The organism is Nocardia sp. NPDC003482 (assembly GCF_053588115.1).
In genome coordinates this window covers 261,329-276,068 of the sequence record NZ_JBSFPI010000007.1, presented here as the reverse complement: position 1 = coordinate 276,068, position 14,740 = coordinate 261,329, and the positions used below count along the sequence as shown (strand labels likewise).

The following is a 14,740-nucleotide window of genomic DNA, read 5'->3' as shown; positions in this document are numbered from 1 at the left end:
GTACCCCTATTCCGCCCGGTCATCCCGGCGATTGGGGGGACACGGAGGCCGCCACGCCCAACCCGTTCAACCGCATGAGGACGGGACATTGGAATCCCGCCACACCCAACCGTTCAACCGCATGAGGACGGGACGCTGGAATCCCGCCACGCCCAACCGTTTCCAGCGCACCCGCCACGCCCAACCGTCCACACGGACTGGGACGCTAGAACGCCCCCTCATCCAACTGCATGATGTCGATGTCCAAGTTCTCCAACACCGCCCGCACCGACGTCAACAGCGGCAGCTGATTCTTCGCGAACCACGAAGCCACACCGACCTTCCCGGTGTAGAACAGCCGATCCCGCTCCGACGGCTGCCCCTCCAGCGCGGCGAGCGCGATCGCGGCCTGTTCCAGCAACCGCCAGCCGATCACGAGATCGCCTGCGGCATGCAGGAATCGAACCGAGCCGAGACCCACCTTGTAGATCTCCTCCGGCGTCTGCTGCGACGCCCCGAGGTATCCGCCCAACGCGGTCGCCATCGCCTGCACATCGGCCAGCGCGGTGCCCAGCAGCGCCCGCTCGGTCTTGAGGCGGCTCTCGTCGGTGTCGACGAAGCGCTGGATCAGCCCGGCCACGTGGCCGAGCGCCACGCCCTGATCGCGAACGATCTTGCGGAAGAAGAAGTCCTGCGCCTGGATGGCGGTGGTGCCCTCGTAGAGCGAGTCGATCTTGACGTCGCGGATGTACTGCTCGATCGGATAGTCCTGGAGATATCCGGACCCGCCGAAGGTCTGCAATGTCTCGGTCAGCGTCTGGTAGGCGCGCTCGGACCCGACGCCCTTGACGATCGGCAGCAGCAGATCGTTCACGCGCGCGGCGGTGTCCGCGTCCGCGCCGAAGGCGGCCGCGGCGATCTCCGGGCTCTGATAGGCCGAGCAGTACAGGTACAGCCCGCGCAGCCCCTCCGAATACGCCTTCTGCAACGCCAGACTGCGGCGGATGTCGGGGTGGTGGGTGATCGGCACGCGCGGGGCGGTCTTGTCGGTCATCCGCGTCATGTCCGCGCCCTGCACGCGAGTCTTGGCGTACTCCAACGCGTTCAGATAGCCGCTGGACAGCGTGCCCGCCGACAGCACCCCGACCATCATGCGGGCGTGCTCGATCACCTTGAACATCTGGGCGATGCCGTTGTGCACGTCGCCGACCAGATAGCCGATCGCGGGTTTGTCCGCGCCGTAGGTCAATTCGCAGGTGGGCGAGGATTTGATGCCCATCTTGTGCTCGAGGTTGGTGACCAGCACGCCGTTGCGTTCGCCGAGCGCCATCGTCTCACTGTCGAACAGGTACTTCGGCACCACGAACAGCGACAGTCCCTTGGTGCCCGGACCCGCGCCCTCCGGCCGGGCCAGCGTGAGATGGAAGATGTTCTCGGCCGTGGCGCCGACGTCGCCCGCGGAGATGAACCGCTTCACGCCCTCGATGTGCCAGGTGCCGTCGGGCTGGCGGGTGGCCTTGGTGCGGCCCATGCCGACGTCGGAGCCCGCGTCCGGTTCGGTGAGCACCATCGTTCCGCCCCAACGGTTCTCCCACGCGTGCCGCGCCCAGCGCCGCTGCTCCTCGGTGCCCTCCACGAACAGCACCTGGTGCATGAGCGGGCCCATATTGTAGAAGGCGGCCGAATTGTTCGCCGCCACAAGCATTTCCTGCGTCGCCCACGCCAGCGGGGAGGGCGCCCGCACGCCGCCCATCTCCTCGGGCATCCCCAGCGCCGACCAGCCCGCCTCGTTGACCGCCGCGACCGTCTTGCGCAGCGACTCGGGCACCACCACCTCGTGGTTCGCCGCGTCGAACGTGGCCGGATCGCGGTCGGCGTCGACGAACGACGCCGCGACCGGACCCTCGGCGAGGCGCAGCACCTCGCTCAACATCCCGCGCGCGGTCTCGGTGTCCAGATCCCCGAAGACCCCCGCGTCCAGTTGTTCCCCGATTCCCAGCACCTCGAACAAGTTGAACTCGATATCCCGAAGGTTCGCCTTGTAGTGCGACACGGATCGGCCTCCTGCCTGAGGGTGATGTTTCACAGGAGGTTGCCGTACGTCCGTTCGGTTACGCAACCGTAGGCGCGAAACGCCAGGCAAACTCTTTCTACGTTGTACGAAACCGCCCGATCAGGCCGTTTGCCCACGGCGCGCCGGGCGGCGTGTCGGCCCGCTGATATCTTGTCGTCATGGGTTCGAGATCCGCCGTGCGGCCGCGTCAGCGCGCCCAGCACCTCGGCCCGGAGCGCCGTCGCCCCCAGGTTCTCGACACCGCCCTGCGGATCGCCGTGGAGGACGGCATCGCGGCCGTCACCGTCGCCGCGGTCGCCGAGCGCATGAACGTCACCCGTCCGGTCGTGTACGCCTGCTTCGCCGACCGGGTCGAACTGCTCGAGGCGCTCATCCGGCGCGAGGAGCGCGTCCTGCTCGACGGCATCGTGGCCGCCCTGCCGCGCCGCCGCGTGGAGGCCGACGAGGAGGTGTTCGTCGAGGGTTTCCGCGCGCTGCTGGAGACCGTGGCCGCCCGCCCGGACACCTGGAAACTGTTGTCGGGCAATCCCGATCCGGCCGTGGTGCACTCCTTCGGCCGCGGTCGGCAGGTCGCGCTCGAGCGCTGCACCCGGCGGCTGCGGCCCACCCTGCGCGCGTGGGGGATCGCCGACGCCGAGCGCAAACTGCCCGCGCTGGTCGAGCTGTGGGTGTCCGCCGGCGAGGGCGCGGTCCGCACGCTGCTGTCCGGGGAGGGCGACTGGACGCCGGAGGATCTGGGCGCGTTCGTGGGCGCGGCGGTCTACCGCGCGCTGCGCGGGGCCTGAATATCGAAAGCGGCCTTCGCGCGACAATCCGCATAGCTACGATGGAAATATGTGACCATCCGACCAGCAACCTGGCGGGAGTGCGGGCATGGCGTTCTATCGACGAGTGGGGTCGGTGCCCCCGAAGCGGCACACCCAGCACCGTGACGCTCAGGGGCGGCTGCACTACGAGGAGTTGATGGGCGAGGAGGGTTTCGCCAGCGACTCCGCCCTGCTCTACCACCGCGCGCCGCCGCCCGCGATCGTGGACTCGACGGTCTGGCCGCTCCCGGATCAGCGCATCGTGCCCAATCATCCCCTGCGCCACCGGCATCTGCGCCTGCACGAGCTGTTCCCCGGCGACGCCTGGACGACCGCCGACGTGGTGACGGGCCGCCGCCTGCTGCTCGGCAACGACGACGTGCGGCTGTCCTATGTCGCGGCCGGTCGCGAATCCCCGCTGTACCGCAATGGTCTCGGCGACGAACTGGTGTATGTGGAATCCGGCTCCGGCACGGTCGACACGGTCTTCGGTGCGCTGCCGGTCCGCCAGGGTGACCACGTTCTGCTGCCCCGCGCGACCACGCACCGCTGGCGACCCGACGGCCCGGAACCGTTGCGCGCCTACGTGATCGAGGCGACCGGGCACATCGCGCCGCCGAACCGCTACCTGTCCCGCGGCGGCCAGTTCCTCGAGCACGCGCCCTATTGCGAACGAGATCTGCACGGCCCCAAAGAGATTCGCGTCGAGGTGGGCGCGGACGTGGAGGTCCTGGTCAAGCACCGGCCGGGCCGGGAGGTGCTCGGTACCCGGCTGGTGTACGCCACCCATCCGTTCGATGTGGTCGGCTGGGACGGCTGCCTGTACCCGTACACCTTCAACATCGCGGATTTCGAGCCGATCACCGGCCGCGTCCACCAGCCGCCGCCCGTGCATCAGGTGTTCGCGGGGGCCAACTTCGTGGTGTGCGATTTCGTGCCGCGCAAGGTCGACTACCACCCGCTGTCGATTCCGGTGCCGTACTACCACTCCAATGTGGACTCCGACGAGATCATGTTCTACTGCGGCGGAAACTACGAGGCGCGCAAGGGTTCCGGGATCGCGCAGGGTTCGGTGTCGGTGCATCCGGGCGGTTACGCGCACGGCCCGCAGCCCGCGGCCTACGAGGGCAGTATCGGGGCCGAGTTCTTCGACGAACTGGCCGTCATGGTCGACACCTTCCGCCCGCTCGGCCTCGGCGAGGGCGCGCTGGCCTGCGAGGACCCCGGCTACGCGTGGACCTGGTCGGGCCGCGGCCCCGACTCGGGCCGATGACGGGCACGCGCCGGGTGGCGATCGCGGCCGATTCCCCGTTCGGTCTGGGCAACCTGCCCTACGGGGTGTTCGCCCCGCCCGGCGGGGAGTACCGGATCGGCGTGCGGTACGGCGACAATGTGGTGGATCTCGCTGTGCTGCTGGACGATTCGACCTTCACGCGACCGACCCTGAACGATTTCCTGGCCCGCGGACCACGGCACTGGCGCGAGGTGCGCGAACGCGTGCGGGAGTTGCTCACCGGCCCGCTGCCCGACGCGGCCGTGCACCCGGTGGCCGCCGTGCGCCTGAAACTGCCCGTGACCGTGGGCGATTACGTCGACTTCTACGCCAGCATCGACCACGCCACCAATCTGGGCCGCCTGTTGCGCCCGGACGGGGAACCGCTGCTGCCGAACTGGCGGCATCTGCCCGTCGGCTATCACGGCCGGGCCGGGACGGTGGTCGTCTCCGGCACCGATGTGATCCGCCCGCGCGGCCAACTCCGAACCGCCTCGGGCACACCGGAATTCGGTCCCACCCGCCGACTGGACATCGAGGCCGAGGTCGGTTTCGTGATCGGCGTCGGATCCGAACCGGGACGGCCGATCCGGACCGAGGAGTTCCCCGCGCACGTCTTCGGCGTGGCCCTCGTCAACGACTGGTCCGCCCGCGACATCCAGGCGTGGGAGTACCAGCCGCTGGGCCCGTTCCTGGGCAAATCGTTCGCCACCTCGCTGTCGGCGTGGGTGACGCCCCTCGCGGCCCTGACCGAGGCGCGGATACCGCTGCCCGGCCAGGATCCCGAACCCCTGCCGTATCTGCGCGAGCGCGAGGCGTGGGGGCTCGACATCGATCTCACCGTCCGGTGGAACGGCGTGCCGGTCGCGCACCCGCCCTACCGGCGCATGTACTGGTCGCCCGCGCAGATGCTCGCGCACCTGACCGCCAACGGCGCGTCGGTCCGCCCGGGTGATCTGTACGCCTCCGGAACCGTCTCCGGCCCCGAGCGCGACCAGCGCGGCAGCCTCATGGAATTGTCCTGGGGCGGAACCGAACCCGTCGAGGTGAACGGCGAGCGCCGCACCTTCCTCGAGGACGGCGACGAGGTCGTGCTCACCGCCACCGCCCCCGGCGCGGACGGCGCGCGCATCGCGCTGGGCGAGATGACCGGGCGCGTCCGGCCCGCCCGCTAACCCTCGCGCGCCCGCCGCCCGGCGTCGACGGTGGCGAAGAAGTGCGTGAGGTCGCCCGCGAGGGTCTCCACCGCGTCGGGCGACCCGCCGTCGTCGTGATGATGCAGCCAGTCCGCCACCAGCTCGAACATGCCGCCGATCGTGCCCAGCGCGAACGCGATTCGCCGTCGCTGCGCCTCGGCGTCCGGATCCGGCTCCCCCGCCCACTGCGCGTCCAGGAACGCCGCCGCCCATCGGCGGTTGCCGCGCCGCTGCCGCTCGACCGTCGCCGAGATGCCGCCCGCCTCACCGAAACTCGCGCGCGCCAGCCGGGGATCGTCGGCGATGGCGTGCACGAAGGCGGCGATCACCGCCGCGGCCCGATCCGGCCACGACAGCTCGCGCGACTGTTCGGCCGCCGCCGTGACCCGTTGCTGGATCTGCGCCGTGATCTGTTCGAGCAACGCGATGTAGCACGCCTCCTTGCTGTCGAAGTGGTCGTAGAACCCCTTCGTGCCCACATAGGCCGCCTGGCAGATCTGCTCGATGGAGGTGCCCGAAAAACCTTGCCGGGCAAACAGTTCGGTGGCCGCGTCCAGAAGCTGACGACGACGCTGCGCGCTGCGCTCCGCGGCGTCGAGACCGCGGATCCGGCGCCGCGCCGGGGTGGAAGCGGGCCGCGCGGCGGGATTGCTGCGGGTCATAGTCCGACTGTAGTAGGCAACGTTTCAAAAAGGTGCCTTGTTGATAACCGGTAGTCATGTTGTAATTCCTGTCACACCGGATGAGGGAAGGGCAGGACATGTCTCGAAGGGCGCTGTCGACCGTGCTGACCATCGCCGCCGCGCTGCTGCTGGGGCTCGTCCCGGCCGCGCCCGCACCGGCGGATCCGCCTGTGCCGCAGGCGGATTCGTTCTACCTGCCGCCGGAGGGCTTCGAAGCCGCGGAGCCGGGCGCGGTCCTGCGCTCGCGTCCGGTGCGGTTGGGCGTCGCGACCGTCCTGCCGGTGCGGGTGCGGTCCTGGCAATTGCTCTATCGGACAACCGATCTCGACGGCCGCCCGACGGCCGCGGTCACCACGGTCGTCCTGCCGGAGGGCGCCGACCCGCGACGGCACCGGCCGCTGCTGTCCACCCAGTTCTATTACGACAGCGCCGCGCCCCAGTGCGCGCCGTCCTATGTGCTCCAGCAGGGTACGGGCCTGACCGGGCTGGAGGGCATCCACTCCGACAGCGAATACCTCGGCCTCGCCGCCGCCATCGCCGAGGGCTACGCGGTGTCCATCCCGGATTACGAAGGGGTCGAGGGACATCTGGCCGTGGCGAAGGAACCCGGCTATCTGGTCCTCGACGGGATCCGCGCGGCCGAACGCTTCGAACCCCTCGGGCTGGACGGGGCGAACACCCCCGTCGCGCTGTGGGGGTACTCCGGCGGCGGCATGGGCAGCGGCTGGGCCGCGCAGACGCAGCCCGGCTACGCGCCGGAACTGAACGTCCGGGGCGTGGCGCTGGGCGCGCCGACCTCCGATGTGCGCTCGCTGCTGCACGTGAACGGCTCGATGTTCTCGAGCCTCATCGCGATCGGGGTCGCCTCGCTGATCAAGGCGTATCCGGAATTCGCCGAGGTGACCAACCGGTACCTGACCCCCGAGGGCCGGGCGCTGATGGATCGCACCAATCGCCAATGCCTTTCGCGCAACGCGCTGACCACGATGTTCGTCGACTATCAGCGCTTGCTGACGATCCCCATCGAGGAGTACCTCGCGCTGCCGGAGATCCGCTCGGTGTTCGACTCGCTCGTGCTCGGCGGCACCGCGCCGACCGCACCGACATTCGTCTACCAGGGCGTGTTCGACGAGGCGGTGCCGGTGTGGACCAACGACCGGCTGGTGCGGCAGTGGTGCGAGGGCGGTACCTCGGTGCGCTACACCCGTGATCATCTCAGCGAGCATCTGAGTCTCACCACGCTGGGGATGGGCGCCGCCTTCAACTGGATCAAGTCCCGGCTCGCTCCCGGCGCGCCCGATCAGACCGGTTGCCGCACAGACGATGTCGTATCCATGTACGCCGACGTCGACGCCTTCGTGGAGCAGACGATCATCAATCTGAACGCGCTCGCGGGCGCGCTCGGCTGGCCGATCGGTCCGCACGAAAACTGACGGGCGGCGCGGCGACCGGTGTACCCTCGGCCGGGACAACCACATATGCCAACGGGGGCTCGCACCAGCGGGCTGAGAGGACGGCTAGCCCATTCCGGGCGGATCAGGGCCGTCGACCGTACGAACCTGACCGGGTAATGCCGGCGTAGGGAGGATTCACCGATGTCATCCAGGCACGTCTCGACCGCGGTCGACACCGTCACCACGGGTCCGATCCAGGGCAGCGCCAAGCACTACGAACACCTCGACGCGGACGGCACGACGCTGCGCGTGCCGTCGCGCCGCATCGCGCTGACCAACGGCGAGCACTTCGACGTCTACGACACCTCGGGCCCGTACACCGACGAGGCCGCGGCCATCGACCTCGAGGCCGGATTGCCGAAACTGCGCGACGAGTGGGCCAAACCCGATGTCCCCGGACCGCGCACCCAGCTGGCCTGGGCGCGCCAGGGCATCGTCACCACCGAGATGCGCTATATCGCCGCGCGCGAAGGGGTTTCGCCCGAACTCGTGCGCGACGAGGTCGCCGCCGGGCGCGCGGTGATCCCCGCCAACCACAACCACCCCGAATCCGAGCCGATGATCATCGGCAAGCGGTTCGCGGTGAAGATCAACGCCAATATCGGCAACTCGGCGGTCAGCTCCTCGATCGCCGAGGAGGTCGAGAAGATGGTGTGGGCCACCCGTTGGGGCGCCGACACCATCATGGACCTGTCCACCGGGCGCAATATCCACGAGACCCGGGAGTGGATCCTGCGCAACTCCCCCGTCCCGGTCGGGACCGTGCCGATCTATCAGGCGCTGGAGAAGGTCGACGGCGATCCCACGAAACTGACCTGGGAGGTCTACCGCGACACCGTGATCGAGCAGGCCGAACAGGGCGTGGACTACATGACCGTGCACGCGGGCGTGCTGTTGCGCTACGTGCCGCTCACGGCGAAACGGGTCACCGGCATCGTCTCGCGCGGCGGGTCGATCATGGCGGCCTGGTGCCTGGCGCATCATCGAGAGTCGTTCCTGTACACCAACTTCGCCGAGTTGTGCGAGATCCTGGCGCGCTACGACATCACCTTCTCCCTCGGCGACGGCCTGCGGCCCGGCTCGATCGCCGACGCCAACGACGAGGCCCAGTTCGCCGAGCTGCGCACGCTGGGCGAGCTGACGAAGATCGCGAAATCCCATGGCGTGCAGGTGATGATCGAGGGCCCGGGGCACGTGCCCATGCACAAGATCGTGGAGAACGTGCGGCTCGAGGAGGAGCTGTGCGAGGAGGCCCCGTTCTACACCCTCGGCCCGCTCGCCACCGATATCGCGCCCGGTTACGACCACATCACCTCCGCGATCGGCGCGTCCATCATCGCCCAGGCGGGCACGGCCATGCTCTGCTACGTCACCCCCAAGGAGCATCTGGGCCTGCCCAACCGCGACGACGTCAAGACCGGCGTGATCACCTACAAGATCGCCGCGCACGCCGCCGACCTCGCGAAGGGCCACCCCCGCGCCCAAGAGCGCGACGACGCGTTGTCCAAGGCGCGCTTCGAGTTCCGCTGGCGCGACCAGTTCGCCCTGTCCCTGGACCCGGACACCGCCCGCGACTTCCACGACGAGACCCTGCCCGCCGAACCCGCCAAGACCGCGCACTTCTGCTCCATGTGCGGCCCGAAGTTCTGTTCGATGCGCATCTCCGCCGATGTCCGCGAGTACGCGGCCCGGCAGGGACTCACCGACGAGCAGGCGCTGACGGCGGGCATGGCCGAGAAGTCGGCGGAGTTCGCGGACGCGGGCAATCAGGTGTATCTGCCGGTCGTCTCGTAGCGTTCGGGCCGGTCGCTGCTCCCGGCCCCTTCCTCTCGCTGCTCCCGGCCCCTTCCTCTCGCTGCTCCCGGTCCCTTCCTCTCGCTGCCCCGGGCGGAGCCCGGGACCCCGCCTGGTTCCGGACTCCGTCCGGGGTGGCGAGCGAAAGGTCAAGCGCGCGTGGAGATCTGCTGCACCGCCCACCCGTTCCCGTCGGGATCGGCGAAGAAGAAGAACGCCACATTGTCCAGCGGATCCGGAACCGGATGCGGATTGGTGCCGATGATCTGGATCTCACCGACCTCGACGCCGCGGTCGGTGAGTTCGGCGTGCGCGCGGCGGATGTCGGGGACCACCAGTTGCAGACCCTTCAGCGAGCCCGGCGGCATCGCGGGCACCGCGCCCTTGCCGATCACGACCGAACACCCCGAACCCGGCGGGGTGAGCTGCACGATGCGAACGTCGTCGCCGGGGGCGATGTCGAAGTCGACCGCGAAGCCGAGGCCCTCGTGATAGAACTCCACCGCGCGATCGATATCGGAGACCGGCACGGTCACCACTTCCAGGGTCCAGTTCATCGGCGCATCCTTTCGGTCCGGGGGTTCATATCTGCCGACGCCACGGTCGGGGGAAAATCATCGCCCGGATCGCTGCCAGCGCTGGGCGAATTCGCCCGGTCGCGGGGGCGGACCCGGCAGTTCACCCCCTACCGTCAGGCCGTCGATCAAGACGGCCAGCACGCGGCGGCGCAATTCGGCCGTGCGGGCGGGATCGGGCGCGGTGATGGCCGCGCAGGACTCCAGGATCAGACCGAGATCCTGTGCGGTGACCCCGGCGCGCAGGCGGCCCGAGGCGCGGGCGCGCCGGATGATCTCGTCGTTGAGTTCCCCGGACCGCTGGACCTGCGGGACGAAACTCTCGTCGGGGGTGAAGGTTCCGGCCAGCCGCACGGTCAGCGAATGCACATCGGCGTCCACCACCCGCCGCAGGAACTCGACCAGCACCGTCCAGTCGTCCGAATTGTCCAGCGCCGCTTCGGCTTCCGCGTTGTACCGGCACAGCCCCTCGTAACACAGCGTGCGCAGCAGCACCTCCTTCGAGGCGTACCGGCGATACAGCGCGCTGATCCCGACCCCGGCGCGTTCGGCGACCGCGGCGATGGGCGCGCCCGGATCGGCGAGGAAGACCTCGCGCGCGGCGGCGAGGATGATGCCGTCGTTACGGGCGGCCTGGGCCTTGCGGCCGGGCAGGCCCTTGGCGGGGGAGGCGATCTCGGACATGGCCCGACTCTAACACTCGAACGGAATGATCCGTTCTATTACAGGATTGTAGGCTCCGACTCGTGAAACTTTTGCCGCTCACGCCCGACGGACAGACCCCGGTCCGCGTTCTCACCATCGCCGGGACCGACTCCGGCGGCGGCGCGGGGATCCAGGCCGACACCCGCACGATGGCGTTGCTGGGCGTGCACGCCTGCGTCGCGGTGGCGGCGGTGACCGTGCAGAACTCGGTGGGCGTCAGCGGTTTTCACGAGATCCCGCCGGAGACGGTGGCGGGGCAGGTGCGGGTGGTGGCCGACGATATCGGCGTCGGCGCGGCCAAGACCGGGATGCTCGCCTCCACCGCGATCATCGAGGCGGTCGCCGCGGTCTGCGACGAGGTCGGCATCGGGCGGGCGGGATCGATTCCGCTGGTGGTCGATCCGGTCGCGGCGTCCATGCACGGCGATCCGCTGCTGCACGCCTCGGCCCTGGACGCGTTGCGGCACACGCTGATTCCGCTGGCGACGCTGGTCACCCCGAATCTGGACGAGGTGCGGCTGCTCACCGGCATCGAGGTCACCGACGACCGCACGGCCCGGGCGGCCGCCGAGGCGCTGATCGCGCTCGGCCCGCGCTGGGCGATCGTGAAGGGCGGGCATCTGCGCTCGTCGGCGTTCAGCACCGACATCCTCTTCGACGGGGACCGCTTCCACGAGCTGTCGGCCCCGCGCATCACCACCGGCAACGATCACGGCGGCGGCGACACCCTGGCCGCGGCCACCGCCTGCGCGCTCGCGCACGGGTACGAGGTGCCCGAGGCGGTGGCCTTCGCCAAGGAGTGGACCACCCGCTGCCTGGCCGCGGCCTATGACCTCGGCGCGGGCCACGGCCCGGTGTCGCCGCTGTGGCGGCTGCGCGCCTGAGTTCCGGCTCCCAGGAATCTCCCAGCTCGACCGCAGCGCCGCCCAAGGCTGATCGCCGAATGTGGTTGCATGTCCGAGACAGTGACGGCCGTTCAGGCGAACCCCACCACCGACGCGGTACGCACTCCCGTACTGGACGTCGTGATCCCGGTCTACAACGAGGAGCGCGACCTCGCGGGCTGCGTGCGCCGGTTGCACGCCTTCCTCCGCGACGGCTTCCCGTTCTCGGCCCGAATCACCATCGCGGACAACGCGTCCACCGATGCCACGCTCGCCGTGGCCGACGCGCTCGCCGCCGAACTCGGCGGGGTGCGCGTGATGCATCTGGACCGCAAGGGTCGCGGCCGGGCGCTGCGCGCGGTCTGGGAGACCTCCGACGCCCAGGTCGTCGCCTACATGGACGTCGATCTGTCCACCGACCTCAACGGCCTGCTGCCGCTGATCGCCCCGCTGGTGTCCGGGCACTCGGATCTGGCCATCGGCACGCGGCTGGCACGGTCCTCGCGCGTGGTGCGCGGACCCAAGCGCGAGATCATCTCCCGCTGCTACAACCTCATCCTGCGCGCCTCACTCCAGACCCGCTTCTCCGACGCCCAGTGCGGATTCAAGGCCATGCGCACCGACGTGGCCCGCCGACTGCTGCCCCTGGTGCAGGACGGCGAATGGTTCTTCGACACCGAATTGCTGGTGCTCGCCGAACGGGCGGGCCTGCGCATCCATGAGGTACCCGTCGACTGGATCGACGACCCCGACTCCCGCGTCGACATCATCGACACCGCCCGCAAGGATCTGCTCGGTGTGTGGCGGGTCGGGCGCGGACTGGCCTCGGGCACCCTGCCCGTCAACGAATTACGCGCCGCCATCGGCCGCGAACCCCTGGTCGACGGGGTGCCACTCGGCATGGTCGGGCAACTCGTCCGGTTCGGCATCATCGGGGTCGTCTCCACGCTGGCCTATATGGTGCTGTACGTGCTGCTGCAAGGATTCACGGGTCCGCAGGTGGCCAACTTCGCCGCGCTGCTGCTCACCGCGATCGGCAATACCGCGGCCAATCGGGCGTTCACCTTCGGGGTGCGCGGTTCGAGTCGGGCGGTCTCGCATCACTTCCAGGGTCTGTTGATCTTCGGCTTCGCCTGGGTGCTGACGAGCGGCTCGCTGTTCGCGCTGCACCACTGGGCGCCGAGCGCGGCGGTGCATCTGGAACTGCTGGTGCTCGTGGTGGCGAACCTGGTCGCCACCCTCACCCGGTTCGTCGGCCTGCGCTGGGTCTTCCGCAACGCGGTCACCGGCTCGAGCGCGGAGCTCGCCCGATGAGCACGGCGACCCTCGACCCGACCGTTCCGGCCGCCGGATCCCCGGCGCGGCCGCGTGGCGCGCGGTGGGAGTACCTCGCCCTGGCCGCGTTGCTGGTGGGCACGGCGATCGCCTACTTCTGGAATCTCGGTGCCAACGGCTGGGCGAATTCGTTCTATGCCGCTGCGGCACAGGCGGGTTCGGTGTCGTGGAAGGCGTTCCTGTTCGGTTCCTCCGACGGCGGCAACACCATCACCGTCGACAAGACGCCCGCCTCGCTGTGGCCGATGGAGCTGTCCATCCGGATGTTCGGATTGAGCAGCTGGAGTCTGCTGGCCCCGCAGGTGCTCATGGGGGTCGGGGCGGTGGCGCTGCTGTGGGCGACCGTGCGCCGGACCTTCGGCGGCGCGGCCGGTCTGATCGCCGGGCTCGTGCTGGCGCTGACGCCCATCGCGGCGGTGATGTTCCGCTTCGACAACCCCGACGCGCTGTTGGTGTTGATGATGGTCGCGGCCGCGTGGGCGATGACGCGGGCGGTCGAGGACGGCCGCACCCGCTGGCTGGTGCTGTGCGGGGTGTTCGTCGGGTTGGGGTTCCTGGCCAAGCAGTTGCAGGTGATGCTGGTCGTTCCGGCACTGGCGCTGACCTATCTGCTGGCCGGGCCGCCCAAGCTGGGCACGCGGATCGCGCAGCTGTTCGCCGCGCTGGCGGGCGTGTTGATCGGCGCGGGCTGGTGGGTGCTGATCGCGGAGCTGTGGCCCGCCGGGTCGCGGCCGTATTTCGGTGGCTCGCCGCACAATTCGATCCTCGAGCTGACGCTGGGATACAACGGGCTGGGACGGCTCAACGGCGACGAGTTCAACGGCGGCGGCGGTCCGGGTGGCGGCGGTGGCCGTCCGCCGGGGGGTGGCGGCGGCTTCTTCGGCGGCACGCCGGGCATCACCCGGTTGTTCGCGCCCCAGCAGGGTGGGCAGATCGCCTGGTTGCTCCCGGCGGCGCTGATCCTGCTCGTGGCCGGAATCGTGCTGTGCGGCAAGGCCGTTCGCACCGATCGGCGGCGCGCGGCGTTCGTGCTGTGGGGCGGCTGGGTGCTGGTCACCGGGCTGGTGTTCAGCTTCATGCGGGGGATCTTCCATCAGTACTACACGGTGGCGCTGTCCCCGGCGATCGCGGCGCTGATCGGCGCGGGCGCGGTCCTGCTGTGGCGACGCCGGGATCTGCTGTGGGTGCGGTGCGTGGCCGCCCTGACGGTCGCGGCGACGGTGGCGACGGCGTGGATGTTGTTGTCCCGCACGGCCTCGTTCGTGCCGTGGCTGCGCTGGGTGCTGCTGTTCGCGGGCATCGTCGCGGCCCTCGCGCTGCTGATCCCCGCGCCGCGCCGGGTGGCCGCCGGGGTCGCGGCGCTCGCGGGCGTCGTGGGCCTGGCGGGTCCGCTGGCCTACACCGCGGACACCCTCGCCGGAAGCAATGCCGGGCCCATGCCGATGGCGGGACCGCGCATACCCGGGCAGTTCGGTCCGGGCGGGATGCCCGGCGGCGGTCGGCAGGACCGCGGACGCGGCGAAGACGCTGCCGCGCAAGGCAATCCGGGCCAGCCGCCGACGCCGGAAGCCGGTGCGCCGCAGGGTGACCCGGGCGCTCCCCCGCAGGGCGGCGGACCCGGGATGGGCGGGCGCCCGAGCGCGCAGGTGCTGCGCTTGCTGACCGACGGCGGCGACTCCTACACCTGGGCCGCGGCGACCATCAGCGCCATGGGCGCGGCGGACTACCAGCTGGAGACCCAGCTGCCGGTGATGCCGATCGGCGGGTTCAACGGCCACGACCCGGCCCCCACCCTCGAGCAGTTCCAGCGCGACGTCGCCGACCACCGCATCCACTACTTCATCGCCGGTCGCACGGGCGGACCGGGCCGCGACAACAACAACTCCTCGGAGGGCGGCAAGATCACGGCCTGGGTGACGGCCAACTTCCCGTCCCAAGTGGTGGACGGCGTAACCCTCTACGACCTGACACAACGAAAGTGA

General features: G+C 69.8%; 12 protein-coding genes and 1 riboswitch. Of the genes, 8 read left to right on the top strand and 4 right to left on the bottom strand.

The genetic code is table 11. The features are described from left to right. Nucleotides 1-205: 205 nt before the first annotated feature. Nucleotides 206-2,032: an acyl-CoA dehydrogenase gene (locus tag ACWDSJ_RS13635; protein ID WP_450031901.1), complete on the bottom strand. Its 1,827-nt coding sequence runs from the start codon at nt 2,030-2,032 to the stop codon at nt 206-208. Between the two features lie 179 nt (nt 2,033-2,211). Between ACWDSJ_RS13635 and ACWDSJ_RS13630 the strand changes: the two genes are divergently transcribed. The 3 genes from ACWDSJ_RS13630 to fahA all read left to right on the top strand — a co-directional run bounded on the left by ACWDSJ_RS13630 (nt 2,212) and on the right by fahA (nt 5,307). After that, a complete protein-coding gene (locus tag ACWDSJ_RS13630) occupies nt 2,212-2,838 on the top strand; it encodes a TetR/AcrR family transcriptional regulator (protein ID WP_450031899.1) in 627 nt (208 codons plus the stop codon). Nucleotides 2,839-2,926: 88 nt separating this feature from the next. Then, nucleotides 2,927-4,132 (top strand): homogentisate 1,2-dioxygenase domain-containing protein, encoded by a 1,206-nt coding sequence (locus tag ACWDSJ_RS13625; RefSeq protein ID WP_450031897.1) that lies wholly within the window; start codon nt 2,927-2,929, stop codon nt 4,130-4,132. Beyond that, nucleotides 4,129-5,307, top strand: a complete 1,179-nt coding sequence (gene fahA / locus ACWDSJ_RS13620; protein WP_450031895.1) for a fumarylacetoacetase — start codon at nt 4,129-4,131, stop codon at nt 5,305-5,307. Before ACWDSJ_RS13625 ends, fahA begins: the two co-directional genes overlap by 4 nt. On the opposite strand, the gene ACWDSJ_RS13615 is transcribed toward fahA, so the two are convergent. Next, complete coding sequence (locus ACWDSJ_RS13615; RefSeq protein ID WP_387369394.1) at nt 5,304-5,990, bottom strand: TetR/AcrR family transcriptional regulator; 687 nt, start codon at nt 5,988-5,990, stop codon at nt 5,304-5,306. The two genes, fahA and ACWDSJ_RS13615, sit on opposite strands and share 4 nt — an antisense overlap. 98 nt (nt 5,991-6,088) lie before the next feature. Between ACWDSJ_RS13615 and ACWDSJ_RS13610 the strand changes: the two genes are divergently transcribed. Both ACWDSJ_RS13610 and thiC read left to right on the top strand, forming a co-directional pair. Next, nucleotides 6,089-7,444: a lipase family protein gene (locus ACWDSJ_RS13610; RefSeq protein ID WP_450031892.1), complete on the top strand. Its 1,356-nt coding sequence runs from the start codon at nt 6,089-6,091 to the stop codon at nt 7,442-7,444. A gap of 41 nt (nt 7,445-7,485) precedes the next feature. Then, nucleotides 7,486-7,613, top strand: a riboswitch (TPP riboswitch). Then, nucleotides 7,607-9,259 carry a phosphomethylpyrimidine synthase ThiC gene (thiC, locus tag ACWDSJ_RS13605; protein WP_450031890.1) on the top strand — a complete coding sequence of 551 codons (1,653 nt, stop codon included), beginning with the start codon at nt 7,607-7,609 and terminating at the stop codon, nt 9,257-9,259. It overlaps the preceding riboswitch by 7 nt. Nucleotides 9,260-9,408: 149 nt before the next feature. Here thiC and ACWDSJ_RS13600 read toward each other — a convergent pair whose 3' ends face one another. Continuing rightward, nucleotides 9,409-9,816 (bottom strand): VOC family protein, encoded by a 408-nt coding sequence (locus ACWDSJ_RS13600; RefSeq protein ID WP_387369388.1) that lies wholly within the window; start codon nt 9,814-9,816, stop codon nt 9,409-9,411. A 57-nt stretch (nt 9,817-9,873) separates the two neighbouring features. Next, nucleotides 9,874-10,518 carry a TetR/AcrR family transcriptional regulator gene (locus ACWDSJ_RS13595; protein ID WP_450031888.1) on the bottom strand — a complete coding sequence of 215 codons (645 nt, stop codon included), beginning with the start codon at nt 10,516-10,518 and terminating at the stop codon, nt 9,874-9,876. Nucleotides 10,519-10,580: 62 nt separating this feature from the next. Between ACWDSJ_RS13595 and thiD the strand changes: the two genes are divergently transcribed. The 3 genes from thiD to ACWDSJ_RS13580 all read left to right on the top strand — a co-directional run bounded on the left by thiD (nt 10,581) and on the right by ACWDSJ_RS13580 (nt 14,740). After that, the gene (gene thiD / locus ACWDSJ_RS13590; RefSeq protein ID WP_450031886.1) at nt 10,581-11,423 is read left to right on the top strand and encodes a bifunctional hydroxymethylpyrimidine kinase/phosphomethylpyrimidine kinase; all 843 of its coding nucleotides are present in this window, start codon (nt 10,581-10,583) and stop codon (nt 11,421-11,423) included. A gap of 69 nt (nt 11,424-11,492) precedes the next feature. Continuing rightward, nucleotides 11,493-12,737 (top strand): glycosyltransferase, encoded by a 1,245-nt coding sequence (locus ACWDSJ_RS13585; RefSeq protein WP_450031884.1) that lies wholly within the window; start codon nt 11,493-11,495, stop codon nt 12,735-12,737. Then, on the top strand, nt 12,734-14,740 hold the full coding sequence (locus ACWDSJ_RS13580; protein WP_450031882.1) for an ArnT family glycosyltransferase: 2,007 nt from the start codon (nt 12,734-12,736) through the stop codon (nt 14,738-14,740). Before ACWDSJ_RS13585 ends, ACWDSJ_RS13580 begins: the two co-directional genes overlap by 4 nt.

Excerpts from the sequence above, each read along its gene's own strand:
- ACWDSJ_RS13615 (WP_387369394.1), bottom strand. The coding sequence starts at position 5,990 with ATGACCCGCAGCAATCCCGCCGCGCGGCCCGCTTCCACCCCGGCGCGG.
- ACWDSJ_RS13585 (WP_450031884.1), top strand. The coding sequence starts at position 11,493 with ATGTCCGAGACAGTGACGGCCGTTCAGGCGAACCCCACCACCGACGCG.
- ACWDSJ_RS13630 (WP_450031899.1), top strand. The coding sequence starts at position 2,212 with ATGGGTTCGAGATCCGCCGTGCGGCCGCGTCAGCGCGCCCAGCACCTC.
- ACWDSJ_RS13610 (WP_450031892.1), top strand. The coding sequence starts at position 6,089 with ATGTCTCGAAGGGCGCTGTCGACCGTGCTGACCATCGCCGCCGCGCTG.
- ACWDSJ_RS13580 (WP_450031882.1), top strand. The coding sequence starts at position 12,734 with ATGAGCACGGCGACCCTCGACCCGACCGTTCCGGCCGCCGGATCCCCG.
- fahA (WP_450031895.1), top strand. The coding sequence starts at position 4,129 with ATGACGGGCACGCGCCGGGTGGCGATCGCGGCCGATTCCCCGTTCGGT.
- ACWDSJ_RS13625 (WP_450031897.1), top strand. The coding sequence starts at position 2,927 with ATGGCGTTCTATCGACGAGTGGGGTCGGTGCCCCCGAAGCGGCACACC.
- thiC (WP_450031890.1), top strand. The coding sequence starts at position 7,607 with ATGTCATCCAGGCACGTCTCGACCGCGGTCGACACCGTCACCACGGGT.
- ACWDSJ_RS13600 (WP_387369388.1), bottom strand. The coding sequence starts at position 9,816 with ATGAACTGGACCCTGGAAGTGGTGACCGTGCCGGTCTCCGATATCGAT.
- ACWDSJ_RS13595 (WP_450031888.1), bottom strand. The coding sequence starts at position 10,518 with ATGTCCGAGATCGCCTCCCCCGCCAAGGGCCTGCCCGGCCGCAAGGCC.